Here is a 22,878-nt window from a genome sequence, read left to right on the forward strand (position 1 = left end):
GTGTTACTGACCGGACGCCTTGCGCAGAAGGTTGGTCACCTCGCCCGACATCATCAGCCGGTTGCGCCCGGCCTCCTTCGCGGCATAGAGCGCCTGGTCGGCGGCCTCGACGAGCGAGACAACGCCAGCAGTGCGCTCCAGCGCCGGCCGGCAGGCTGCACCGCCGAGCGAAGCGGTGACGCAGCCGGACGCATGGTTGCTGGTGTGGACGAGGCCCGCATCACGGATCGCCCGTCGAATCTGCTCGCCGATCCGGGCGCAGCCCGCGGCGTCGGTGTTCGGCAGCAGCACGGCGAACTCCTCGCCGCCGTAGCGCGCCGCCAGATCGCCCGGACGCTGCATCTCGGCGGCGAAGATCTGCGCCACCAGCCGCAGGCAGGCATCGCCCGCGGGATGGCCGTATTCGTCGTTGTAGGACTTGAAGTGGTCGACGTCGATCATCAGCAATGAGAGGCTGGAGCGGTCGCGATAAGCGCGCGCCCACTCCTCCTTCAGCCGTTCGTCGAAGCGGCGGCGGTTGGCAAGCCCGGTAAGGCTGTCCTCGATCGCGAGCGTTTCCAGCCTGGTCTCCAGCTTCTTCTGCTCGGTGATGTCGCGCGAGATCGCGACCACGCCGTCGGCGCGGCCATTGTCCTTGCGGGTCACCCGCATGGTCGATTCGAGCCAGACTTCGCCGTTCAGCCGGTGCGCGTTGCGATAGGTGACGCGCGCCTCCTCCTTCTCGCCGCGCTTCATGGCGTCGACGAGAGCCTGGACCTGCGGCCGATCATCCGCGTGAACGCCGGCGAGCGAGGGCGTTCCAATCAGTTGGTTGGCGCGCCAGCCGACGACGCGGATCGACGACGGCGAGACATAGCGCAGCCGCTCGTCGAGCCCGATACGCGTCACCATGTCGCTGGAGCCTTCGGCAAGCAGCCGGAAATGCGCTTCCTTCTCGACCAGCGCGGCGGCCATGCGCTGGCCCCGCTGCAGCTGCCGCACCAGCACCGCACCGATGATTGCGATCAGCATGACCAGCGCGAGCACGTAGAGCATGCGGGAGATCGCTGCAGCGCGCCAGGGCGCCAGCAGCTCGTCCTTGTCGACGGTGGCGAGCAGGACGAGCGGATAACGGCTACTGCGCTTGAAGAAGCTGACGCGTGCGGCGCCGTCCAGCGGCGACTTGAAATGATAGGCACCGCTCAGCTGCTGCAGGCCGGCGTCGCGGAAGAGCGGGGTGTCGCCGACGCTGCGGCCGACGAACCTGTCGTTGCTGGGATTGCGTGCAATGATCATGCCGTCGCCGTGCATCAGCGCCACCGAGCTGTTGCGGCCGATCTCGAACTGCTCGTAGAAATGCGAGAGATAACTCGAGCTGATGGTCGCGAGCACTACGCCGCCGAAGCTGCCGTCGAGCTTGTTGAAGCGCCGCGACAGGGTGACGACCCACTCGCCATCCAGCAGGCTTTTCACCGGGCGGCCGATATGGGGCTCACGTTTCGGCGAGAGCTGGTGATAGCGGAAGAACGCGTCGTCGTTGAACGTCGAGCCGATCGTGCCGGGCGAGGTCAACCAATTGCCGTGGTCGTCGATGATGGCGAGGCTGTGGACGCGCTCCATCGCCTTCTTGCGCGCCTCCAGCAAGGTTCTGAGCTTGGCGACCGTGGCCGGCTCGGTGCCGTCCATCTCCAGCCGGCTGACGACGCCGACGACGCCTGAATCCAGGAGATCGAGGCTGTCCTCGGCATGCTGGGTCAGCGAGCGCGCAACGTTCGCCATCTCGGTTTCGGCGCCCTTGAGCACCGCGTCGCGCGCCGCCCATTCCCGCCAGCCACTGACGCCGAGGATGGTCGCGCAGGTCAGCGCGACGAACGCGGCCGCCCGCAGCGGCAGGCGGCTCCATCCGGCTCTTTGGGTCACAGCGTTCATGCGGCAGATTTCTCCGATGATCGGAAACTCTGCCGTTTCTGTTATCGAACTCTGAAACGCCTGCAGCAATATGCGGTTACGTCTGCGGTTTCCCGTAGTCGTACGGACGCCGGCATCAGCACATCGCTAACAAGGCATTAGCAAACCTGTCGGAATCCGGCGTCCCGGCTGCTAGGCGAAGATGGCCTTCACCTTGTTCCAGAGCGAGGGATTGTCGGCATCCGCATCGGCCTTCGAGGGCGCCGGCTGGGCGGCGCTCACGGGATCGGAGGCCGGGAAGGTATCTTCCAGCCCGGCGTCAAGCTTGGCGTGGCGATCGGCAGCGAGCGCTTCGTGCAGATCGTCGGCATGCTTGTCATGCGGGGCGGGGTTGAATGTCTCAGCCATGATCTCTTCCTCCGTTGGCTGATCAACGCGGCTCAGTTGCGCTGGTTCCCCTGTTCCGCTCGGGGCTGCGGCGGTGTATCAGGAGCCGTAACCATCTTCAGGACCGTTCGTGCCCCAGTCTGCGACAAAACCGTTCATCGACGTCCTCACCGGCCAGCGGCAAGTCATCCCGCCGGTCTGGATGATGCGGCAGGCCGGCCGTTATTTGCCGGAATATCGCGAGGTGCGCGCCAAGGCCGGCGGCTTCCTCGATCTCTGCTTCAACCCGGAACTCGCCGCCGAAGTGACGCTGCAACCGATCCGGAGGTTCGGCTTCGACGCGGCGATCATCTTCTCCGACATTCTGGTGATCCCCTATGCGCTCGGACGTTCCGTGCGCTTCGAAATCGGCGAGGGTCCACGGCTCGAACCGCTGGATGATCCCGCCAAGGTCGCGACACTGGCGAAGCACGCCGATTTCAGCAAGCTCGCGCCGGTATTCGAGGCGCTGCGGATCGTCCGCGGTACGCTCGATCCCAAGATCGCGCTGATCGGCTTCTGCGGCGCGCCGTGGACGGTGGCGACGTACATGGTCGCCGGCCAGGGCACGCCCGACCAGGCGCCGGCGCGGATGATGGCCTACCGGCATCCGGAGGCGTTCGCAGAGATCATCGACGTGCTGGTCGAGAACTCGATCGAATATCTGCTGGCGCAGCTCGCGGCCGGCGCCAACGCCTTGCAGATCTTCGACACCTGGGCCGGCGTGCTGCCGCCCGCCGAGTTCGCGCGCTGGTCGGTCGAGCCGACGCGGCGCATCGTCGAAGGCGTGCGCGCCAAGGTGCCGGACGCGAAGATCATCGGCTTTCCGCGCGGCGCCGGTGCGCAATTGCCCGGTTTCGTCGAGGCAACAGGTGTCAACGCCGTCAGCATCGACTGGACTGCGGAGCCGGCCTTCATCCGCGAGCGCGTGCAAAGCAAAGTCGCCGTGCAGGGGAATCTCGATCCGCTGGCGCTGATCACGGGCGGCGCCGCGCTCGACCGCGCGGTCGACAACGTGCTGGCGAATTTTGCGCAAGGGCGGCTGATCTTCAATCTCGGCCACGGCATTCAGCCGGAGACGCCGATCGCCCATGTCGAGCAGATGCTGAAGCGCGTGCGGGGTTGATTTATTTCGCGCCTGGGGGGAGCGGAAAAACAAAAACGCGAAAACAACCCCATGCACAGTAGCCAAGTCATTGAAAAAGTTAGGCTTGGAAAAAGTTAGGCTGAGAAAAAGTTTGGCTGGCATGGCTCGAGCGGCCGCCACCAGGCCGTTTGACCCGTCGGGCAAAACAGGCGCATGATACCACCATCGCCCCCATGAGCATTTCGGTAAGAGCTTAGCGCGGCCGGCTACGCTCGATGATCTCCGCGGCGCCCTTGGCCAACAGATCCAGACCCACCGCACGGCCGAGTTCGCGTGGGCGATCGGCGGGGCCCGAGCGCAAAGCTTCGATGATGGTGTCGCCGGAGAGATCGAGCACGGACGCGGTCAACGACATCTGATCGCCCGCAATCGTCGAAAAGCCCGCGATCGGCGAGTTGCAGTGGCCGTTGAGCACCCACAGCACCTCGCGCTCGGCATCGGCAGAGGCATGTGCGGAGGGATCGTCGATCGATGCGAGGATTTGCCTTGTCTGCCAGTCCTGCGCGGCACATTCGACCGCGACGATGCCCTGGCCCGCCGCGGGCAGCATCTCCGCCGCGGTAAACTCGTAGGCGATGCGCTGCGAAAGGCCGACACGGTCGAGACCCGACCGCGCCATGATCAGCGCATCCGCAGGACCCACCGCGCCGCCATCCGGCAGGCGCTGCTTCTCACCATTGTCGAGCTTTCGCACGCGCGTGTCCGCGGCGCCGCGGAAGTGGATGATCTCGACGTCGGGGAATAGCCGCCGCGCATAGGCGGCACGGCGCACGGCGTTGGTGCCGACTTTGAAGCCCTTGCCGCCCGACTGGCGCAGCGCCTCGACCGTCACGCCGTCACGCAGCACCAGCGCGTCATTGGCGGGATCGCGCGAGAGCGTGGCACCGATCACGAGGCCAGGCGTGTCTTCGTTGCCGGGCATGTCCTTCAGCGAATGCATCGCCGCATTGAGTTCGCCCGACAGCACGGCGGCGCGGATCTGCGCCACGAAGGCACCGCCCTTGCCGCCATGGGGCAACAGCTTGCTGGTCTGGTCGAGATCGCCCGTGGTGTCGAACTTGACGATCTCGACATCGAGATCGGGCATGGCAGCGATCAGGCGGCGCGCGATCTCTTCCGTCTGTGCCAGCGCCATCGCGCTCTTGCGTGTGCCGATCTTGAGTCGCGTAGCCAAGCCGTGTGCTCCTTCTCGATGCGCTGGTCTCTTGTTTGGGGCATGATCTTATCGGAAAAACCGGTTCCCACTTTTCCGGATCATGCCTTATGGCGCATCCTCCAATATCATGTCGGAAGCCTTTTCGGCGATCATGATGATCGGCGCGTTGGTGTTCCCCGACACGAGGTCCGGCATGATCGAGCCGTCGACCACGCGAAGGCCTTCGAGCCCCCTCACCTTCAGCCGCTGGTCGACCACCGCGAGCGCATCATTGCCCATACGACAGGTCGAGGTCGGATGGTAGATGGTGCTGCCCCGCTCACGGCAATAATCCAGCAGCTCGGCATCCGTGGATACCTTCGCCCCGGGATCGTACTCGCCAGCCACGAACGGCTTCATCGCCGGCGCATGCAATATCTTGCGCAGGATCTTCAGAGCTTCGACATTGGTGGTGCGGTCGGTCTCTGTCGACATGTAGTTGATGCGGATCTCGGGCGGCACGGTCGGGTCGGCGCTTCTGATGCGCAAGGTCCCCCGGCTTTCGGGACGGAGCTGGCACACCGACGCCGTGAAGCCGGAGAAATCATGCAGCTTCTCGCCCATCTTGTCGGTCGAGAACGGCAGGAAGTGAACCTGGATGTCGGGCGAGGCCAGCCGCGGACTGGTCTTGAAGAACGCGCCCGCCGTGCCGGCCGCGATCGTCAGCCATCCCTTCCGGAACAGCGCATAGCGCGCGCCGGCCATCGTGCGGCGGAGCAGGTGATTGACGGTGTCGTTCAGCGTGATCTTCTGCGAGCAGCGCATCACGATTCGCACCTGCATGTGGTCCTGAAGGTCGTGACCGACGCCCGGCGCGTCCAGCACGATGTCGATGCCGTGCTTGCGCAGGAGGTCGGCAGGACCGACGCCGGAGAGCTGGAGCAGCTGCGGCGAGTTGTAGGCGCCGCTCGACAGCACGATCTCCCTGCGCGCGCGGGCGCGGCGCACCGTCGCGCCCTGACGGTATTCGACGCCGACCGCGCGGCGGCCCTCGAACAGCACGCGCTGGCCGAGCGCGCCGGTTTCGATCTTGAGATTGCCGCGCGTCTTGGCGGGGCCAAGATAGGCCACCGCCGTCGAGGCGCGGCGGCCGTTGCGCGTCGTGGTCTGGAACAGGCCGACGCCTTCCTGTGTGGCGCCGTTGAAATCAGGATTGTAGGGCAAGCCGTTCTCGACCGCCGCGTCGATAAAGGCCTTCGACAGCGGGTCGGTCACGACCATGTTGGACACCGGCAGCGGGCCGCCGCTACCGTGATATTGATCGGCGCCACGCGACTGGTTCTCAGCCTTCTTGAAATAGGGCAGCACGTCGTCATAGCCCCAGCCGGTGTTGCCGCGCTGGCGCCAGCGGTCATAGTCCTCATGCTGGCCGCGGACATAGAGCAGGCCGTTGATCGAGCTCGATCCCCCCAGCGTCTTGCCTCGCGGCTGGAACACCTGGCGCCCCTTCAGCTCGGGCTCCGGCTCGGTCTGGTACATCCAGTTGACGGTCTTTTCCTTGAACAGCTTTCCGTAGCCGAGCGGCACGTGGATCCAGATGTTGGAATCCTTCGGGCCTGCTTCAAGCAGCAAGACGCTATGCTTGCCGTTCGCCGACAGCCGGTTGGCGAGAACGCAGCCGGCGGAGCCGGCACCGACGATGATGTAGTCGAATTCAGGATCGGAGGGCGTGAGGGAGGAAGTTGCGTTCATGCGCTACTGTTCTTTTTGTTGGTGTGGGCGTTTCCGTGTCGTCACTTAGCACGATCATGTAGCGACGCGCAGAGCCTCGACCAGCGACTTGAACGCACGGGCGTATTCCGCCCCTGCCCTTGCGATATCCGCGCGCCCGGCGCAGGCGACCGCGGCCTCCGTCACCGCGCCGAGCAGCAGCCGGGCCAGCGGCTCGACCGGCTGCCGTGCGATCAGCCCGGCCTCCATGGCCGCCGCAATCGCACGCGGCAGCTTGCCGCCGAAATGTTTGGCGTCGATCTCGCGCCAGCGCTCCCAGCCGAGCACGGCCGGGCCGTCGCGCAGGATGATCTGGCCGGTCGGGCCCTTGGCGGTCGCCGCGAAATAATGCTGAGTGCCGGCGACCATCGCGGCGAGCACATCCTTTTCGGCGCGCGCGGCGCTGTCGATCTCGGCGACCAGATCGCGCGAGACCTGGTCGAACACCGCTTCGAACACCGCCTCCTTGGTCTTGAAGTGATGATAGACCGCGCCCTTGGCGACGCCGGCGGCTTCGGCGATCTCGTCCATCGTCGTCGCGGCAAATCCTTGTGCTCCCAACAAGCGGCGCGCCGCCGTCAGGATCGCCTCCGAAGTCGCTGCCCGCCGCTCCGCCTGTTTCGCCATGAGTCTTCCTCTAATCGAATTCAACACAGCCGGCCAGTTGACTTTTCGACTACCAGTCGGTATTTACCGACTATCAGTCGGTTATTCGTGAGGTGTGCCATGCCGAGCCGTGGCGTCGTCGAAGCTTTTGCCAAACGATTGGAGACCGGGGATTTTATCGGCGCGATCGAGCAGTTCTATACGCCCGAGGCCGCGACCTACGAGAACAACGCAGCACCAACGATCGGCCGCGACAAGCTCGTCGCCAAGGAGCGCGGCGTGCTGGCGGCCTCCAGGGAGGTCAAGGCGGTCCGCATCGGGCCAAGCCTGATCGAGGGCGACCATGTGGCGACACGCTGGAGTTTCAGCTTCACCAGCGCCGAAGGCATCATCCGAACGTTGGATGAGATCGCATGGCAGACGTGGCGGGGCGATCAGTTGATCGAAGAACGGTTTTACTACGACCCGAAGCAGCTGGGGCACTGACCAGGACACTGCACTTGCAGGCGTCCGATCAGACTTCACGTCGGCCGATCAGGCGCGATCATCGCGTCCGCGAGCTTGCGCATCAAACGTACTAGGTCCTCGACATCCTGATCGTCCCAGGTCGCAAACATCGCCGCGACGATCCGTTCGCGTGCCCTGTCGATCGCGTCCGTCATGGCTTTCCCGCTCGGGGTGATTGTGGCCTCACTGACGCGGCGATCCGCTTCGCTGGCGCGGCGCTTGATCAAGCCTAGACTTTCCAGTTTCGCGACCTGCCGGCTGACCGTCGTGTAGTCCCGTCCCATGCGATCGGCGAGATCGACGACGCCGATCGGACCACGCCGCTCGATGCCCACGAGCAGCGGAAACAGCGCGCGATCGAGCGATATGCCCGCTTCGCGAATCATCATGTCGTCGCCCTGCCGGCGATTCATGACACTGGCGATGTCGATCAACGCTTCGTGAAGAGAGCGCACCTGTTTTTTAATATGTGTATTTTGCACCCTTCTTGACATTCCGATTGTCCTCTGCTTAATGCGTGCATATTACACATATTGAGGGTGCCATGACAAAGCAATTCAAGACGGATGTTCTGATATGCGGAGCAGGCGCGGCGGGCCTTACGCTCGCTATCGATCTCGCCCGGCGGGGCATATCCTTTCGGCTGATCGAGAAGAGCGACGGTCCGTTTCACGGGTCTCGCGGCAAGGGAATCCAGCCCCGAACCCAGGAGATTTTCGAGGACCTCGGCATCATCGATCGTATCGTTGCGGCCGGCGGTCTCTACCCGCCACAGCGGAAATATCGGGACGATGGCAGCTTCATCGAGTCGGAGGTTTCTGAGCAAACCGCCCCGACACCCGCAGAGCCCTACCACATGGCGCTAATGATCCCGCAATTTCTGACCGAGAGCGTGATGCGCGAACGCCTGCTCGAATTTGGCGGGCGGGTGGAATTCGGCTGCGAATTGGTCGGCTTGGAGCAGGATCAGGACGGCGCGAATGCGCGTCTGTCAGGCCCGGTCGGTGAGGAGACGGTGCGGGTGCGTTACCTCGTCGGCGCCGATGGGGGCCGCAGCTTCGTCCGTCACGCTCTCAATATCGGTTTTCAAGGCAAGACGCTTGGCGTGCGTGCCGTCGTCGCCGATATTGTCCTGACGGGGCTGGACCGCACGGCGTGGCACCGCTTCAACGATGGTGCAATGGATCGCCAGATCGCGCTGTGTCCACTGGCCGGGACGGAGCTCTTCCAGTTGCAGGCACCGGTTCCGCTCGAAGGCGAAGTCGATCTATCGGCCGATGGGCTATCAGCGATGGTCGCCGAGCGCACGGGGCGCAACGATATCCGCATCCGGCGCGTGCACTGGGCGTCGGCCTATCAGATGAACGCGCGCCTCGCCGATCGGTACGGGGACGGCCGTGCATTTCTGATTGGCGATGCGGCTCACATTCATCCGCCGACGGGTGGACAAGGCCTCAACACCAGCGTGCAGGATGCCTACAACCTCGGTTGGAAGCTCGCGGCGGTTATCCGTGGCGCTTCGGCAACTCTGCTCGACAGCTATGAGAGAGAACGTCGCCCCGTCGCTGCAAGCATGCTCGGCCTTGCCACCGTATTGCTGGAAGCCGCCAAACGCGGCGATATGAGACGCGGCCGTGAGGTGCAGCAACTCGACATCGGCTATCCGGGATCACCGCTGACGCTGGAAATACCGGGACGTCTGGAAGGCCCCCGCGGGGGAAACCGTGCACCGGATGCGCCGCTACGCGGGGCCGCCGGACAGCCCATACGCTTGTTCGGGTTGCTCAAGGGGCCGCATTGGACGCTGCTTGGCTATCAGGTGAAACGCGGAGCGCTATCGGCGTGCAATGGACTGCACATCCACTGCATCGGTCCAGGTGCGGAGCTCGTCGACGAAAGCGAGCAATTTCGCGCGGCATATTCCGTGTCGCCGGGGGATTGGGTGCTGGTGCGTCCTGACGGCTACATTGCCGCCCTCGTAGACTTCCGGCAGATCGATAGGCTCACGCATTTCCTGGCCGAACAGGGTCTCGCCTGATTCAAGGCCGCTTGGACTTATGATGAGACGTCGGGCCGCAAGTCCGCTTGCGGCCCGACAAGATCCTCTGACCCGCTCCGCGACAAGGGGTGCAGCGCGCCCTGCTGAGCGTTACCGCCGCGCATTTGTATCGATTTGTTATCGATACTCCGTGACGAACACGCAGAAGTGGTCGCGGTGATCGTCGCAAGCTCGGATAATTCATAGTTCGTCAAAGGTTTGCAGCGAATTCTCTGGGTCGGGCCGGACAACCGGCCCATGCTGCTAGGCTCTGCAATGCGGACTCAAACGACCAGCTATTTCGCGCGGCTGTTCGCCGGCGATCTGTCGGCCTTTGGCGGTCCTGCAACCGACGAAGCCGTCGCCGGCCATATCCGCGCCGAACAGATGTCGCTGGTGCTCGGCTATTCGGTCGGCATCATGCTGGCGAACGCCTGCAATGCTGCCGTACTCGCTGTTGCGCTGTGGCATTCGCCCGACTGGAAGTTTGCGCTGGCCTGGGCCATCGTCGTGGCCGGCGCAGCGATCGCATTCGGCCTGCAATCGCACGCCTCACGCCGCATCACCAAACCGCAATTCGTCTCGCGCCGGGCAATGCATCGGCTGGTGCGCAACGCTTTCGTGCTTGGCGCCGCCTGGGGCATCGTCCCGGTCGCCTTCTTCGCCGACGCAGCGACCGGCGGCCAGCTCGTCATCACCTGCCTTTGCTCGGGCATGCTCGCCGGCGGTGCGCTGGCCTTCGCCACGATCCCGATTGCGGCGATCGCTTTTACAACACCGATCTTCATTGGCATCGCGATCTGCCTCGGCCGGGACGGTGATCCCGCCTATATGCTGATGGCTATCCTGGTGGTGGTGTACGGGAGCGTGCTGCTGCGTGCGGTATTCGTCAATTCGCTGGCGTTCGCACGACGCGTGATGCGGCAGATCGAGGCCGAGCGCACGGTGCGGCAGGATTCTCTGACCCATCTGCCCAATCGGGTCGCCTTCAACGAAACGCTCGATGCTGCCTTGAAGCGGCTCGCTCTGTCCGGCGAGGAATTCGCGGTGCTTCTGCTCGATCTCGATCGCTTCAAGGAGGTCAACGACAAGTTCGGCCATCCCGCCGGCGACGAATTTTTGGTCCAGATCGCAAGCCGCCTGCAACGCTGCACCCGCGCGGCCGAGCATGTCGCACGCATCGGCGGCGACGAGTTCGCGCTGGTGATGGCCAATCTGGCACGGCCGGAGGATGCGCTCGAGATCGCCGAGCGCTTCATCGCGGCGTTCGATGAGCCGTTCCAGATCGAGGGCCGCCAGGTCGTCGGCGCGACCAGCGTCGGCATCGTGCTCGCACCGCGGGACGGCAACACGCCGCTCGACGTCACGAAGAATGCCGACGCCGCGCTGTACCGTGCCAAGAAAGCGGGACCCGGCACGGTGTGCTTCTTCGAGGCCAGCGACGACAAGGTGTCTCGCGACCGCAAGGCGCTGCAATCGGATCTGGAAGGCGCCATCGCCAGGGACGAGCTGTTCCTGGTGTTCCAGCCGTTCCTCGACCTCGGCGACAACCGCATCACCGGCTTCGAGGCGCTGCTGCGCTGGCAACATCCCCAGCGTGGACTGATGCCGCCGAGCGAATTCATACCGATCGCGGAGGAGACCGGGCTGATCCACGAGATCGGCGAATGGGTCATCCGCCGCGCCTGCGCGACGGTTGCCGAATGGCCCGAGGAGATCAGGGTCGCCGTCAATTTTTCGGCCGCGCAGTTTCACAACACAGCCATCCTCCAGATCATCGTGCAGGCGCTTGCGGACGCGAAGATCGCGCCGCACCGGCTCGAGATCGAGATCACCGAATCGATGCTGCTGTCGAAATACGGTTCCGCCGCGTCGGTCCTGAACGCGCTGCTGGAGCTCGGCGTCACGGTTGCGCTCGACGATTTCGGCACCGGCTTCTCCTCGCTGACTTACCTGCGCAAGCTGCCGTTCAGCCGCATCAAGATCGACCAATCGTTCATCCGCGACATGCTGGTGCAGCCGGACTGCGCCGCAATCGTAAAGTCGGTCATCGGCCTCGCACGCGACCTGCGCATCGACGTGGTCGCCGAAGGGGTCGAGACCGCGGACCAGCTCGAATATCTGCGCCAGATCAGTTGCGACGAAGTGCAGGGTTCTCTGATCAGCCGGCCGGTGTCGGCCGAGCACGTTCCGGCGCTGCTGGATCCGAAGAAGCTTCGGGCGAGTTACGCGGCGTAGCGAGCGTTAGGAGCGGGATTAGTGCTGCGACGGAGAAGGTGCGCTCCCTCTCCCGCTTGCGGGAGAGGGTTGGGGAGAGGGTATTTCCGAAACGGGACAATCCCCAAGAGGAGAGAGCCCTCACCCGCGCCTTCGGCGCGACCTCTCCCGCTTGCGGGCGAGGTGGAGCCCGCGGCCCCGTCCATTCCGCCCAAATAGATCCCGCTACAGTCCCCTCAAATCGCATCCGCGCGCAACAGCGTGTCTATGGTGATCGTCCCTCGCGCGCGGGAGACGCAGGCGCAGATCTTCTGGTTGCTCTCCTTCTGATGGTCGCTGAAGAACACGTCGCGATGGTCGATCTCGCCGTCGACCTCGACGACGTCGATGGCGCACAGGCCGCATTCGCCGCGCTTACAGTCGTACATCACGTCGTGGCCGCTGGCATTGAGCACATCAAGCATCGATCGCTCGCGCGGGATCTCCAGCTCGACATTGGACCCCTTCAAGCGCACGCGAAATGTCTCGGTCGGCAGCGTGCCGCTGGAGCCGAACGTCTCGTAGCGGAGATCGGGAAGCGGGTGGCCGGCACCGGTCCAGGCGTGGCGCGCGGCATCCAGCATCCGCATCGGGCCGCAGAACAGCGCCAGCGTGCCCGGCGCCAATGACGCAAACAGCGCATCGAGATCGAGCCGGCGGCCTTCGTTGCTGGCATGAACCACCAGACGATCACCAAGCAGACTTGCAAGATCGTCGAGATAGGCAGCGTCGTTGCGCGAACTCACGGCATAGTGCAGCACCACATCGGCGCCGCGCCGCGCCAGCGCCTGCGCGGCGCCGAGGATCGGCGTGATGCCGATGCCGCCGGCGATCAGACAGTAGTTTTGGCGCGCCCAGTCGACCGCGAGCAGCGAGGCGGGCGTCGTGATGTCGAGCCGCGCGCCCGGCTGCAATGACCACATATAGCGCGAGCCGCCGCGCGAATCCTCCGCGCGGCGCACCGCGATCTTCAAGCCGCGCGACGAGGCTTCGCCGACCAGCGAATAGGACCGCGTCTCGGGCTGCCCGTCGATGGTGACGCTGACATTGACGTGGCTGCCGACCGGATAGGCGGCGCCGTCGAACCGGTCCGGCAGGATCAGGAATTCGCGGATGCCCGGCGCGAGATCGCGCGTCGAGACGAGCGTCGCCGGAATCCAGGTTTCGATGAAGCGCATGGTGACTGCCCTCAATCGGTTGCGGACTTGATCAGCGCGAGCGCCGGCAGGAGGTCGAGATGGGTCCGGTTGCGCAGCGCAAGCCGCAAATTGCGCACCGCGAGCCGCGCATGCTCGCGCATGATCGCTTCAGCGCGCGCGCCTTCGCGATTCTCGATGGCGTCGATCACGACGCGGTGGTGCTCCTGCCCGATGATCAGGATCTGCTGCGCTTCCGGCAGCGCCGATTGCGCCATCACAAAACCGCTCGGGGATGCAAACGGCAGCGCCGAGGCGCGGTCGATCTGCCGGATCAGCGGCGGACTGCGCGACAGTTCCGTGAGCAGCGCATGGAAGCGCGCGTTCAGCGTGACATAGGACGAGAACGCATCGACCGAGATCGGCACCTGACGCAGCAACTCGTCGATCGCGGCCAGGCATTCCTTCAGCGGCTCGAGCTCGCGCGCGGAAACGCCGCGCTCGGCGGCGAAGCGTGCGGCGAGCCCTTCCAGCGTGCCGCGCAGCTCGATGGAATCGGAGATGTCGCGCTCCGAAAACGCCTTCACCATGAAGCCGCCGGACGGGATCGCCTCCAAGAGGCCCTCCTCCTCCAGCCGCACCAGGGCCATGCGCACCGGGGTGCGCGAGGCGCCGGTGGTCTCCACCGCCTGCAGCTCGGAGATGCGTTCGCCCGGGCGCAACGCGCCCGAGAGGATCTGGTCGCGCAGCGCGAGCTGCGCCTTCACGGTCTGCGAGACGGAGCGGTCGACCTCACGCTCGGCCATACGCTTACTCCGCGGCCTGGAGGTGCTGCGGCGGGTTTTCCTTGGCCACCATCCGGTCGATCAGCTTGCGCGTCCACATCGCGCCGGCATCGATGTTGAGGTTGTAGAAGATGCGATCCGGGTTCTCGTCCATCGCGCGCTGCTGCGCTTCGAGGATCAGCTCGTCCTCGTGGAAGATGCCGGAGACACCCTCGCGGATCTCGGTGGTGATGCGCTGCTCGCCGAGCTGATAGTTGCGCACGAACGCCCAGAAATAGTGGCAGGTCTTCTCGGTCTCGGGCGTGATGGTGTTGAGCACGAAGCCGTTGACGCCTTGCGAGCGGTCGCCTTCCGGCGCGCCGGTGCCGGTCGGTGCCACGCCGACGTCGATCGCGATGGTGCACGGCGCTTCGAAGCGGATGATCTGCCAGCGGTCGACGAGACCGGACTTGCCGGGTTGCTTGCCGAGTTGCTTGGCCCAGAACGGCGGCGCCTCTATGCCGCGCATCCAGCGCGTCACCGTCACCGTCTTCTCGCCATGGGTGACGTCGAACGGCGCCTCTGCGACCGCCTCGTTGCCGATGGACGAGCCGTGCACGAAAGTCTCGTGGGTGAGGTCCATGAGATTATCGAGCACGAGGCGGTAGTCGCAATTGACGTGGATGGTCTTGCCGTCTCCGGCCCAGGCCGGGTCGTGATTCCAGTGCAGGTCGGGCACCAGCCCGGGATCGGCCAGGGCGGGATCGCCCATCCAGAGCCAGATGTAGCGGTGACGTTCGACCACGGGATAGGCGCGGACGCAGGCCGACGGGTTGATGGTTTCCTGCGAAGGCATGAAGGTACAGCGGCCCTGCGCATTGTATTTCAGGCCGTGATAGCCGCAGACGACGGTGTCGCCTTCGAGCCGGCCCCTGGACAGCGGCACCAGGCGGTGCCAGCAGGCATCCTCCAGCGCGGCCACCGAGCCATCGGCCTTGCGGTACATCACGACATGCTTGCCGCAGATCGTCCGCGGCAGCAGCGCCGGCTTCACGTCGGCATCCCACGCGGCGACGTACCAGGCGTTCATCGGGAAGGGTTTTGTCACCGGTCTCGCTCCCAAGACTGTTGAATACGCTGTGTATACAATATCGCAGGAATGAAATCATTCAAGGGCGAAACAGCGTATCTAAATACCCTTGTCTCTCTAACGGTATACAGAGCCAGGAAACTACAGGAACAGGCGCTGCGCACGAGCCTTCGTGGCACGGCAAGGACGTGGATGGCCGGGACAAGGCCCGGCCATGACGTGCGACAATCGCCGCGGCTGAAGCACCATCTCCGAAGGAGGCAAGACCGGCGCTTGTCCTACGCCTTTTACGCTCCGAACACCTTCATCAACCCCGCCTGCGCTTCTTCCTGGATCCGCTTCAGGTGCTCGGTGCTGCGAAAACTTTCCGCGTAGATCTTGTAGACGTCCTCGGTGCCCGACGGCCTCGCGGCGAACCAGCCGAAATCGGTTTCGACCTTGATGCCGCCGAAGGGCTGGCCGTTGCCGGACGCCTTGCTCAGCGTCGCCCGGACTGGATCGCCGGCGAGATCCTTCAGGCCGAGCTGCTCGGGCGTGACGGACTTCAGGATGTTTTTCTGCGGCGTGGTCGCGGCGACGTCGATGCGCGCGTAATGGGGCACGCCCAGCTCGGCGGTGAGGTCGTTGAAGAGCTGGCTCGGATCGCGGCCGGTCTTCGCCATGATCTCGGCGGCGAGCAGGCCGAGGATGATGCCGTCCTTGTCGGTGGTCCACACCGTGCCGTCACGGCGCAGGAACGAGGCGCCTGCACTCTCCTCGCCGCCGAAGCCAAAACCGCCGCTGAGGAGCCCGTCGACGAACCATTTGAAGCCGACCGGCGTTTCGACCAGCTTGCGGCCGAGCTTCTTGGCGACGCGATCAATGATCGAGCTCGACACCACGGTCTTGCCGATCGCGGCATCCTTGCCCCAGTTCGGGCGGTGCGCGAACAGATAGGAGATCGCAGTCGCGAGATAATGGTTCGGATTCATCAGTCCGCCGGTGCGCGTCACGATGCCGTGCCGATCGGCATCGGTGTCGTTGGCAAAGGCGACGTCGAAGCGGTCGCGCATCGCGATCAGGCTGGCCATTGCGTAAGGTGAGGAGCAATCCATGCGGATCTTGCCGTCCCAGTCCACCGTCATGAAGCGGAAGGTCGGATCGATCGCCTCGTTCACCACGGTCGCCTTCAGGCCGTAGCGCTCGATGATCGGATGCCAGTAATGCACGGCGGCGCCGCCGAGCGGATCGATGCCGATATTGATGCCGGCGGATTTGACGAGGTCGAGATCGACCACGTTGCCGAGATCGGCGACGTAGGGCGTAATGAAGTCGTAGGCGTGGACGTTCGCAGCCTTGCGTGCCCTGGCGTAGTCGATGCGGTTCACGCCCTTGAGGCCATCGGCGAGATAGGCATTGGCGCGCTTCTCGACCACGGAGGTCGCGTCGGTGTCGGCCGGCCCGCCATGCGGCGGATTGTACTTGTAGCCGCCGTCCTCCGGCGGATTATGTGACGGCGTGACGACGACGCCGTCGGCGAGGCCGGAGGTGCGGTCCTTGTTGTAGGTCAGGATCGCGTGCGAGATCACCGGCGTCGGCGTGTAGCCGCCGTCCTTGTCGATCATGATGTCGACGCCGTTGGCCGCGAACACCTCGACGGCGCTGACCAGCGCCGGCTCGGCCAGCGCATGGGTGTCGATGCCGATGAACAGCGGACCGGTCAGCCCCTTTTCTCGTCGATGATCACAAATCGCCTGCGTCGTCGCGAGGATATGGCCCTCGTTGAAGCTGTTCTTGAACGAGGTGCCGCGATGGCCGGATGTGCCGAACGCCACCCGCTGCGCGGGATCGGCGACATCAGGCTTGCCAGCGAAATAGGCCGTCACCAGCCGCGGAATGTTGGTGAGCGCGTCCGGCGAGGCCTGCTTGCCCGCCGCGGGATGAACATCAGCCACTGAATATACCTCGTCCTGTCGTAGAAATTGCGGAATACCATAGCATCGGCCGGGCGCCCGCCAAGGGCACAACACGCGCGGCGGGGCGGCCGTTCCTGAGATCATGCTATGGTCTTTTCGATCGGGGCTTTTCGAGTCGGGGCATGACGCTGTTTCAGAGGCTCTTGGTTGTTCTGATTGCCTGGCTTGCGACGGCCGGCATCGTGGCCGATGCGATGGCCGCGGAGTTCTACACTGAGGATTTGCGCATCCCCATGGCGGAGGCCGGGTCGCAGGGGCTGGAGGCGTTCCTGGTCCGGCCAGCCGGCACGAAGCGCTATCCGCTTGCGCTGCTCAGCCACGGCTCGCCGCGCAGTTTTGACGATCGCGCGACGATGTCCGCGCACAAATATTACGGCATCGCTCTGGAATATGCCCGGCGCGGCTTTGCCGCGCTGATCGTGATGCGGCGCGGCTACGGCACCTCGCCGGGCGGCCGCGTCGACAGCGTCGGCGGTTGCGCGAATGCCGCTTACCTGCCGGCGGCAGCGGTCGCGGTGGCGGATTTGCGCGCGGCGATCGATGCGATGGCGCGCAGGGCCGACGTGACGACGTCGGGCATGATCGCGGTCGGCCATTCCGCCGGCGGGCTCGCCACCGTTGCGCTGACCGCGCAGGCGCCGGCCGGCCTCGTCGCCGCGATAAGCTTTGCCGGCGGCCGCGGCTCGCGCGATGACGACGACGTCTGCAATCCCGATGGGTTGGTGCAGGCCTTTGCCACCTTCGGCAAGACCTCACGCGTGCCGATGCTGTGGGTCTATGCCACCAATGATTCCTTCTTCGGTCCCGATCTCGCGCACCGCCTCCATGACGGATTTCGCGCCGCCGGCGGCAATGCGAAATTCAATGCGGCGCCGCCTTACGGCGACGATGGCCATTATCTCTATTCGGTGGTGGGCCGCCCGCAATGGACGCCGTATCTCGACGCCTTCCTGCGCGAGCGCTCCCTCGGCCATGATATCCTGAGCCCGCCCGATCCGCTGCCGCCGCCCGGCCAGCTCAATGAGGCCGCGCGCGCCGAATTCTCGCGCTATCTCGCCAGCACCATGCCGCACAAGGCTTTTGCGGTGTCGCCGAACGGCGGTTACGGCTGGCGTTCGGGGCGTGACACGACCGATGACGCCCAGCGCGATTCGCTTGGCGCCTGCATGAAATGGTCGCCCATCTGCGCGCTCTATGCGATCGACGACAAATTGGCCGGCGGTGCTCAAAGCACATCAACCGACCAGAGCTCGCGGTCGCGATAACCTCATTACACCGTTGGCCGCTCGCGCCTTCCGAGCCGAGCCGCACCCCGGGCCGCCAGAAAATCGGTTGTTAACTCGAAGGATATAGTACGTGCTCCATGCTGCGGGATCGAACACGCATCAATGCCTGCGCGACGTGGAAACACGCTGCGATCGCTGTGCTTTGGTTGGCATCCACCTCCGTGCACGCTCAGGACAGCGCTCTGAACGACGCGGAACCGACGTTGGCGACTGGCGGTCACAATGCAGATCTCGGCGCTGGAGAGACGCCGACGTCGCGGGCGGCGATCCGAAAAATTATCGAAAGAGAAACGGCCAGGACCAATCTGCCTGCCGACATAGCGGAAGCCGTCGTGTTCGTTGAAAGCGGATACAATCCGGGCACCATCGGCACAGTCGGCGAGATCGGCCTCATGCAGATTCGGCCCGAAACGGCGGCGATGCTCGGATTCCGGGGAAATAACGCAGAGCTCGCAGAGCCCGACATCAACATCCACTACGGCGTTCTCTATCTGAACCGCGCATGGCGCCTGGCAGGCGGGGACCTTTGCCGTGCCCTGATGAAATATCGAGCAGGTCACGACGAGGAGTCCATGACTCCGCGCTCGCAGGTCTATTGTAATCGTGCCCGCAATCGTCTTGTCTCCATGAACTCGACGACGGTGGGACACCAAGCTGCGACCGTCCCAGATGTAGCACCGGCGCCAACTACGGCGCCCACCGTCTCGAAGTCAGCGCACAATCAAAAGGGACCGGCACAGCCGAAGGACGTTTACGCGCGTTACCGTCAAGGCACGGCCGTAGCGAGCAGAGCATATTGGGCAGCACAGGAAGCCCGGGTCCGCCTCATCAAGGCCCGCGTCGAAGCCAAGTGGAAACGGGTCGCATCACGTCAATAGAATTGCCTGTCTTGAGACGAGCAGCGGTTGGACGAACAACATTTTTGAAACTGAACCTGAATAGAGATCATGCACAATAGTTTGAGAGTTCTGTTTGCAATCGTCACTACCGGCGCCGTGGCGCTGTCGGCCTTTCTTGCCATTCGGTTCCTCGTCGGTTTCAGTGGCTGAACCCAATGGCGCAGCCGGCACCATTTTGTGCTGCGCTTGCGTCTAGAGCCGTTCGCTGAGAGCAAGCTTGTAACCGATGCCGGTGACGGTGGTGATGACAGGCGTGCCGCTGCCGACGAGCTTGCGGCGCAGCCTCGCCACCAGGGCATCGACGGTGCGGATGTCGACCTCGGCCTGGCGGTTGCTGACGACCTCGATCAGATAGTCGCGGCTGAGCGGCCTGCCGTCGGCACCGACGAGCGCCGCGAGCAGGTCGAATTCGGCGCGCGTCAGCGCCACCGGCTTGCCGTCGCTGCCGAGCAGCTCGCGCCGTGTCAGGTCGATGATCAAGTCGCCGAAGGCGATCGAATTGTGGTTGCGCGCCGCCTTACGGTCGATCGAGCGCCGCCGCAGCACACTGCGTGCGCGCGCGAGCAGGTCTCGCAAATTGATCGGCTTGGTGACGTAATGGTCGCCCGCGATCTCGAGGCCGAGGATACGATCGACGTCGGTGTCGCGGCGCGTCACGAAGATGATGCCCGCGTTGCTGGTCGCCTGGATTTCCTTGGCGAGATCGAAGCCGTCGCCATCAGGCAATTGCACGTCGAGGAAGACGAGATCGGTCCGCGCCCGCAGCGCCTGGCGGCACTCCGCGCAGGAGCCGGCGCCGACGACGTCAAAATTGTTCTCGCTGAAATAGCCGACCAGCATCGTCCGCGTCACCGGATCGTCTTCGACGACGATCAGCCGCTCGCGGCCACCGGGACGCAATTCCCGAAGTGCGGAATCAGCCACGATCTTGGATGTCCTGTGTGCTTGCGAATCGACCTGGAAGCTCAGGTCGCCGGGCGATGCGCCGTCCTGTGAACGTACATTCACGTGTTGTTCGAGCCCCCATTGCCGCCGGAATACTAGGCGTGTTGTGACGCCCAAACAATATTGGTCACGATCTTGACGCATGAAGTATGAATTGGCCCACAATTCCCATCCCGCGCATCATGTGCGGGATGCCGCAGGTACAAGCGGCAGTTGTGCGGGACCTTGGCGCTGAGCGTCTCTCTCCCCGGCGGCCGGCTGCAGCTTGCCCCGCCAACAGCTTCAAATCTACTGTACGCTCCGAAAGTCTGCACCTGGAGTAGATGCCATGGAAGTCATCCTGCTCGGCACCGGCGGCCCGCGTCCCGACCCGCGCCGCATGGCGACGACCACGCTGATCAGGCTCGGTGAGGAAAACATCCTGATCGATGCAGGCCGCGGCGTCATGGTGCAGCTCAGCAAGGCCGGTGTGCCGCTTGGCTCCATCAACACGGTCTTTCTCACCCATCACCATTTCGACCACATCGGCGACCTCTACGATGTGATGCTCAATTCATGGATGCATGGGCGCAAGGACGATTTGCGCATCTATGGGCCGCCGGATACCGAACGGCTCGTCGATACGCTGGTCACGCAGGTCTACGACAAGGACATCACCTGGCGCGATCAGGGCGAGCCGAGCTTCGGCGGCTGGAAACCGGTCGTCGCGAGGGACATTATACCGGGCCCCGTTCTCGATACTGGTCGCTGGAAGATCAGCGCCGAGCTCGTCTCGCATGGCGACGGCCTCGACATGCCGCCCGCCTTCCTCGCACGCTGGATGTGTCTCGGCTACCGGTTCGAGGCCGAGGGCAAGATCATTGCGATTTCTGGCGACACGGTGCCTTGCCCCGGTCTCGAGCGGTTGGCAGAGGGAGCCGACCTGCTGGTCCAGTGCTGCTTTCTCGCAACGCCGGAGATCAACAACGAGCACTTGCGCCGGCTTGCGAAATTCACCATCGCCTGCGGGGATACGGTCGGCAAGGTCGCGGCCAAGGCCGGCGTCAAGAAGCTCGCGCTGACCCATCACCGGCCGCGCACCGACGATTCCATGTTGAACGCACTGCTCGCGGACGTAAGGCGGGACTACGCAGGTCCCATCGTGCTCGGCGAGGACCTCACGCGGATCGAGATCTAAGGGCTGTCGTCAACCCGCAGCGGGATACGCGCGGAGGCCACCCGACTTCAGGACGATCCGACGTCGATCCGGAATGACAATTGCTCTTCTGCGCCGGCTGCGATGTGCATCAGGCCCGGCTTGTCAGTGAATTCGCCATCGAAGCCGGCGGGAGTGGCATAGCCGCGCCAGGGCTCGATGCAGAGGAATGGCGCGCCCGATGGCTTCGACCAGACGCCAAGCTCGCGAAAGCCGCGCCACGACATTTTCAGCCAAGGCCCGCTGGACGCGGCCTGCCCCGCGGCATAGCCGACCGAATTGCTCGCGATCCGGTCAAAGATGATTGCATCGTCGACGAACAGGGATTCGGACAAAGGCAACACAGTGCCGCTGACGGGACTTGGCTCCGTCGCCGGGCGCAGCAAGCCGCCGTCGAGACGGCGGACGGGAGATGGTTCTGCGCTCGCGAAGCTCAGCGCGTAGCTCTCCTTCGCCGCTCCCGGCTGAAGCGGCCAGTTGAACGCGGGATGGCCACCGAGCGAGGCCGGCAATGTCTCCTTGCCGGTGTTGGCGATCGTAAGTGAAAGATCGAGACCGGATTCATCGAGCGTATAGGTTGCCGTCAGGCGGAACGCGAAGGGATAAAGCGCGCGCGTCGTCTCGCTGTCTTCGAGCACCAGGACACAGCGACTTTCACCACGTTCCGCCCACGCAAAGCGGCTGTCGCGGGCGAAGCCGTGCTGGGTCATCCGGTACGTCCTGCCCCGATGCCGCAATTCGTCATTGGCGAGACGCCCGACGATCGGAAACAGCAGCGGCGCATGGCGCGGCCAGGCCGGCGCCGCCTGCCAGACGAACTCGACGCCAGCATCGCTCGTCAGCGAACACATCTCGGCGCCTTGCGCCTTGATGGTCGCGGTGAGGCGGCGGCTGCGGAGGGAGTAAAAGCCTGCGTTCATGATCAGCCTTAACCAGATGGATTGATGGCGGTGTCTTTTGTACAACTTTGTAATCGTAGGGAAAATTGGCTTTGTTCTGCGCGGGTGGCGATTTACACCACTTAAAGGTGTATATTAGACAGGACGCTCTCTTTCAGTCTGGCGGTACTCATGACCAGCCGATGTCTGCTCTTTGGGGTATAGCGGAAATGTGCCCACGGCACCGGAATTTCGCCTTGTATGTGACCTTGAGCGGACGTCTCGATCGTTTTGGATATCAAGATGAACAGCCGCCAGAAATAGTCCGGCCACTAAGGAACAATCTAAACTTGTACAACCAAGAGGTTGCCGACGACTAAGTGCGCACGCGATAACCAAAGTATCGGCGCATTCGGGGAAGGAATGCAAACAATACTGCGGCCACGGATCTCTACTGTTGTTGAAGGGCAGATCTTCCCGGCCATACTTTTGCGCCTTTCCGCCGATGCGTTTTAAATGAGTATTGATTGGCGTTCAAATTTGCCCTGCCCCTCGGGACGACGCGCCTTTTGCGGCCGTGCTCGCCTCGTCGGAGCTACGGGATTGCGGAGCGACCGGGCGAGCTCACGCTGCGCCTTGTCGTCCGACGCCGAGGATCAGGTGCAGCCGCCAAAAGCTCTATGCAAGAAGGAAATCGTGCGACGTGAGTGCGACTTGGCTATGCACAATGACGTCGTTGCCAGGACTGAACGTGATCGTGCTTTCGTGAGTTGTTGGATCGAAAGCAGAGATGCTGAGCTGACTGAGATTTGTGATGCCCAAGGCGCTCACATCAATGTGGTCGGTCCCCGAATTTGATCCTGCCACACCTTGTGCGCCCTGACCAAAATCCTCGATCCTGTCGTGACCGCTGTTGAAATTGAAACGGAACGTGTCGTTGCCGCCTCGCGCTTTGCCA

General features: G+C 64.0%; 19 protein-coding genes and 1 pseudogene. 7 read left to right on the top strand and 13 right to left on the bottom strand.

Going from position 1 to position 22,878, the window contains the following annotated elements; all coding sequences use genetic code 11:
- Positions 1-3 precede the first annotated feature (3 nt).
- Both IVA74_RS05195 and IVA74_RS05200 read right to left on the bottom strand, forming a co-directional pair.
- Positions 4-1,908: a diguanylate cyclase gene (locus tag IVA74_RS05195; RefSeq protein WP_247340541.1), complete on the bottom strand. Its 1,905-nt coding sequence runs from the start codon at positions 1,906-1,908 to the stop codon at positions 4-6.
- A 171-nt stretch (positions 1,909-2,079) separates the two neighbouring features.
- Positions 2,080-2,295, bottom strand: coding sequence for a hypothetical protein (locus IVA74_RS05200; protein WP_247340543.1), 216 nt, complete (start codon positions 2,293-2,295; stop codon positions 2,080-2,082).
- A gap of 109 nt (positions 2,296-2,404) precedes the next feature.
- On the opposite strand from IVA74_RS05200, the gene hemE reads away from it, so the two are divergent.
- Positions 2,405-3,439: a uroporphyrinogen decarboxylase gene (hemE, locus tag IVA74_RS05205; RefSeq protein WP_247340547.1), complete on the top strand. Its 1,035-nt coding sequence runs from the start codon at positions 2,405-2,407 to the stop codon at positions 3,437-3,439.
- Between the two features lie 214 nt (positions 3,440-3,653).
- Here the strand turns inward: hemE and hemC are convergent, their stop codons facing one another.
- The 3 genes from hemC to IVA74_RS05220 all read right to left on the bottom strand — a co-directional run bounded on the left by hemC (position 3,654) and on the right by IVA74_RS05220 (position 6,992).
- Entirely contained in the window at positions 3,654-4,634 is a 981-nt protein-coding gene (hemC, locus tag IVA74_RS05210) for a hydroxymethylbilane synthase (protein ID WP_247340548.1), read from the bottom strand.
- 87 nt (positions 4,635-4,721) lie between these two features.
- Entirely contained in the window at positions 4,722-6,347 is a 1,626-nt protein-coding gene (locus IVA74_RS05215; RefSeq protein ID WP_247340549.1) for a choline dehydrogenase, read from the bottom strand.
- A 54-nt stretch (positions 6,348-6,401) separates the two neighbouring features.
- Entirely contained in the window at positions 6,402-6,992 is a 591-nt protein-coding gene (locus IVA74_RS05220; RefSeq protein ID WP_247340550.1) for a TetR/AcrR family transcriptional regulator, read from the bottom strand.
- A gap of 99 nt (positions 6,993-7,091) precedes the next feature.
- On the opposite strand from IVA74_RS05220, the gene IVA74_RS05225 reads away from it, so the two are divergent.
- Positions 7,092-7,457, top strand: coding sequence for a nuclear transport factor 2 family protein (locus IVA74_RS05225; protein WP_247340551.1), 366 nt, complete (start codon positions 7,092-7,094; stop codon positions 7,455-7,457).
- Between the two features lie 35 nt (positions 7,458-7,492).
- Here the strand turns inward: IVA74_RS05225 and IVA74_RS05230 are convergent, their stop codons facing one another.
- The gene (locus IVA74_RS05230) at positions 7,493-7,972 is read right to left on the bottom strand and encodes a MarR family winged helix-turn-helix transcriptional regulator (protein ID WP_247340552.1); all 480 of its coding nucleotides are present in this window, start codon (positions 7,970-7,972) and stop codon (positions 7,493-7,495) included.
- A 50-nt stretch (positions 7,973-8,022) separates the two neighbouring features.
- Between IVA74_RS05230 and IVA74_RS05235 the strand changes: the two genes are divergently transcribed.
- Positions 8,023-9,516 (top strand): FAD-dependent oxidoreductase, encoded by a 1,494-nt coding sequence (locus IVA74_RS05235; protein WP_247340553.1) that lies wholly within the window; start codon positions 8,023-8,025, stop codon positions 9,514-9,516.
- Positions 9,517-9,792: 276 nt separating this feature from the next.
- Positions 9,793-11,754, top strand: coding sequence for an EAL domain-containing protein (locus IVA74_RS05240; RefSeq protein WP_247340555.1), 1,962 nt, complete (start codon positions 9,793-9,795; stop codon positions 11,752-11,754).
- 215 nt (positions 11,755-11,969) lie between these two features.
- On the opposite strand, the gene IVA74_RS05245 is transcribed toward IVA74_RS05240, so the two are convergent.
- From IVA74_RS05245 to pgm, 4 genes are all read right to left on the bottom strand, one after another.
- The gene (locus tag IVA74_RS05245) at positions 11,970-12,950 is read right to left on the bottom strand and encodes a PDR/VanB family oxidoreductase (RefSeq protein WP_247340559.1); all 981 of its coding nucleotides are present in this window, start codon (positions 12,948-12,950) and stop codon (positions 11,970-11,972) included.
- Positions 12,951-12,961: 11 nt separating this feature from the next.
- Positions 12,962-13,714, bottom strand: coding sequence for a GntR family transcriptional regulator (locus IVA74_RS05250; protein ID WP_247340561.1), 753 nt, complete (start codon positions 13,712-13,714; stop codon positions 12,962-12,964).
- 4 nt (positions 13,715-13,718) lie between these two features.
- Positions 13,719-14,780 carry an aromatic ring-hydroxylating dioxygenase subunit alpha gene (locus IVA74_RS05255; RefSeq protein ID WP_247340563.1) on the bottom strand — a complete coding sequence of 354 codons (1,062 nt, stop codon included), beginning with the start codon at positions 14,778-14,780 and terminating at the stop codon, positions 13,719-13,721.
- Positions 14,781-15,049: 269 nt separating this feature from the next.
- Entirely contained in the window at positions 15,050-16,696 is a 1,647-nt protein-coding gene (gene pgm, locus IVA74_RS05260) for a phosphoglucomutase (alpha-D-glucose-1,6-bisphosphate-dependent) (protein ID WP_247340565.1), read from the bottom strand.
- Positions 16,697-16,839: 143 nt separating this feature from the next.
- On the opposite strand from pgm, the gene IVA74_RS05265 reads away from it, so the two are divergent.
- Positions 16,840-17,982 carry an alpha/beta hydrolase gene (locus tag IVA74_RS05265; protein ID WP_247340567.1) on the top strand — a complete coding sequence of 381 codons (1,143 nt, stop codon included), beginning with the start codon at positions 16,840-16,842 and terminating at the stop codon, positions 17,980-17,982.
- Positions 17,983-18,080: 98 nt separating this feature from the next.
- Complete coding sequence (locus tag IVA74_RS05270; protein ID WP_247340578.1) at positions 18,081-18,881, top strand: transglycosylase SLT domain-containing protein; 801 nt, start codon at positions 18,081-18,083, stop codon at positions 18,879-18,881.
- A gap of 213 nt (positions 18,882-19,094) precedes the next feature.
- Here IVA74_RS05270 and IVA74_RS05275 read toward each other — a convergent pair whose 3' ends face one another.
- Positions 19,095-19,910, bottom strand: coding sequence for a response regulator transcription factor (locus IVA74_RS05275; protein ID WP_247340580.1), 816 nt, complete (start codon positions 19,908-19,910; stop codon positions 19,095-19,097).
- Between the two features lie 265 nt (positions 19,911-20,175).
- Between IVA74_RS05275 and IVA74_RS05280 the strand changes: the two genes are divergently transcribed.
- A complete protein-coding gene (locus IVA74_RS05280) occupies positions 20,176-21,024 on the top strand; it encodes an MBL fold metallo-hydrolase (protein WP_247340582.1) in 849 nt (282 codons plus the stop codon).
- Positions 21,025-21,071: 47 nt separating this feature from the next.
- On the opposite strand, the gene IVA74_RS05285 is transcribed toward IVA74_RS05280, so the two are convergent.
- Complete coding sequence (locus IVA74_RS05285) at positions 21,072-21,962, bottom strand: aldose 1-epimerase family protein (RefSeq protein WP_247340584.1); 891 nt, start codon at positions 21,960-21,962, stop codon at positions 21,072-21,074.
- A 636-nt stretch (positions 21,963-22,598) separates the two neighbouring features.
- Positions 22,599-22,878: pseudogene (locus IVA74_RS05290) on the bottom strand (calcium-binding protein); the annotation flags it as partial.

Source organism: Bradyrhizobium sp. 132 (assembly GCF_023074185.1).
Classification (GTDB): Bacteria; Pseudomonadota; Alphaproteobacteria; order Rhizobiales; family Xanthobacteraceae; genus Bradyrhizobium.

Coding starts and splice junctions, on each gene's coding strand:
- IVA74_RS05195 (WP_247340541.1), bottom strand. CDS start 1,908: ATGAACGCTGTGACCCAAAGAGCCGGATGGAGCCGCCTGCCGCTGCGG.
- IVA74_RS05200 (WP_247340543.1), bottom strand. CDS start 2,295: ATGGCTGAGACATTCAACCCCGCCCCGCATGACAAGCATGCCGACGAT.
- IVA74_RS05215 (WP_247340549.1), bottom strand. CDS start 6,347: ATGAACGCAACTTCCTCCCTCACGCCCTCCGATCCTGAATTCGACTAC.
- IVA74_RS05220 (WP_247340550.1), bottom strand. CDS start 6,992: ATGGCGAAACAGGCGGAGCGGCGGGCAGCGACTTCGGAGGCGATCCTG.
- IVA74_RS05225 (WP_247340551.1), top strand. CDS start 7,092: ATGCCGAGCCGTGGCGTCGTCGAAGCTTTTGCCAAACGATTGGAGACC.
- IVA74_RS05230 (WP_247340552.1), bottom strand. CDS start 7,972: ATGTCAAGAAGGGTGCAAAATACACATATTAAAAAACAGGTGCGCTCT.
- IVA74_RS05235 (WP_247340553.1), top strand. CDS start 8,023: ATGACAAAGCAATTCAAGACGGATGTTCTGATATGCGGAGCAGGCGCG.
- IVA74_RS05240 (WP_247340555.1), top strand. CDS start 9,793: ATGCGGACTCAAACGACCAGCTATTTCGCGCGGCTGTTCGCCGGCGAT.
- IVA74_RS05245 (WP_247340559.1), bottom strand. CDS start 12,950: ATGCGCTTCATCGAAACCTGGATTCCGGCGACGCTCGTCTCGACGCGC.
- IVA74_RS05250 (WP_247340561.1), bottom strand. CDS start 13,714: ATGGCCGAGCGTGAGGTCGACCGCTCCGTCTCGCAGACCGTGAAGGCG.
- IVA74_RS05265 (WP_247340567.1), top strand. CDS start 16,840: ATGACGCTGTTTCAGAGGCTCTTGGTTGTTCTGATTGCCTGGCTTGCG.
- IVA74_RS05270 (WP_247340578.1), top strand. CDS start 18,081: ATGCTGCGGGATCGAACACGCATCAATGCCTGCGCGACGTGGAAACAC.
- IVA74_RS05280 (WP_247340582.1), top strand. CDS start 20,176: ATGGAAGTCATCCTGCTCGGCACCGGCGGCCCGCGTCCCGACCCGCGC.
- IVA74_RS05285 (WP_247340584.1), bottom strand. CDS start 21,962: ATGAACGCAGGCTTTTACTCCCTCCGCAGCCGCCGCCTCACCGCGACC.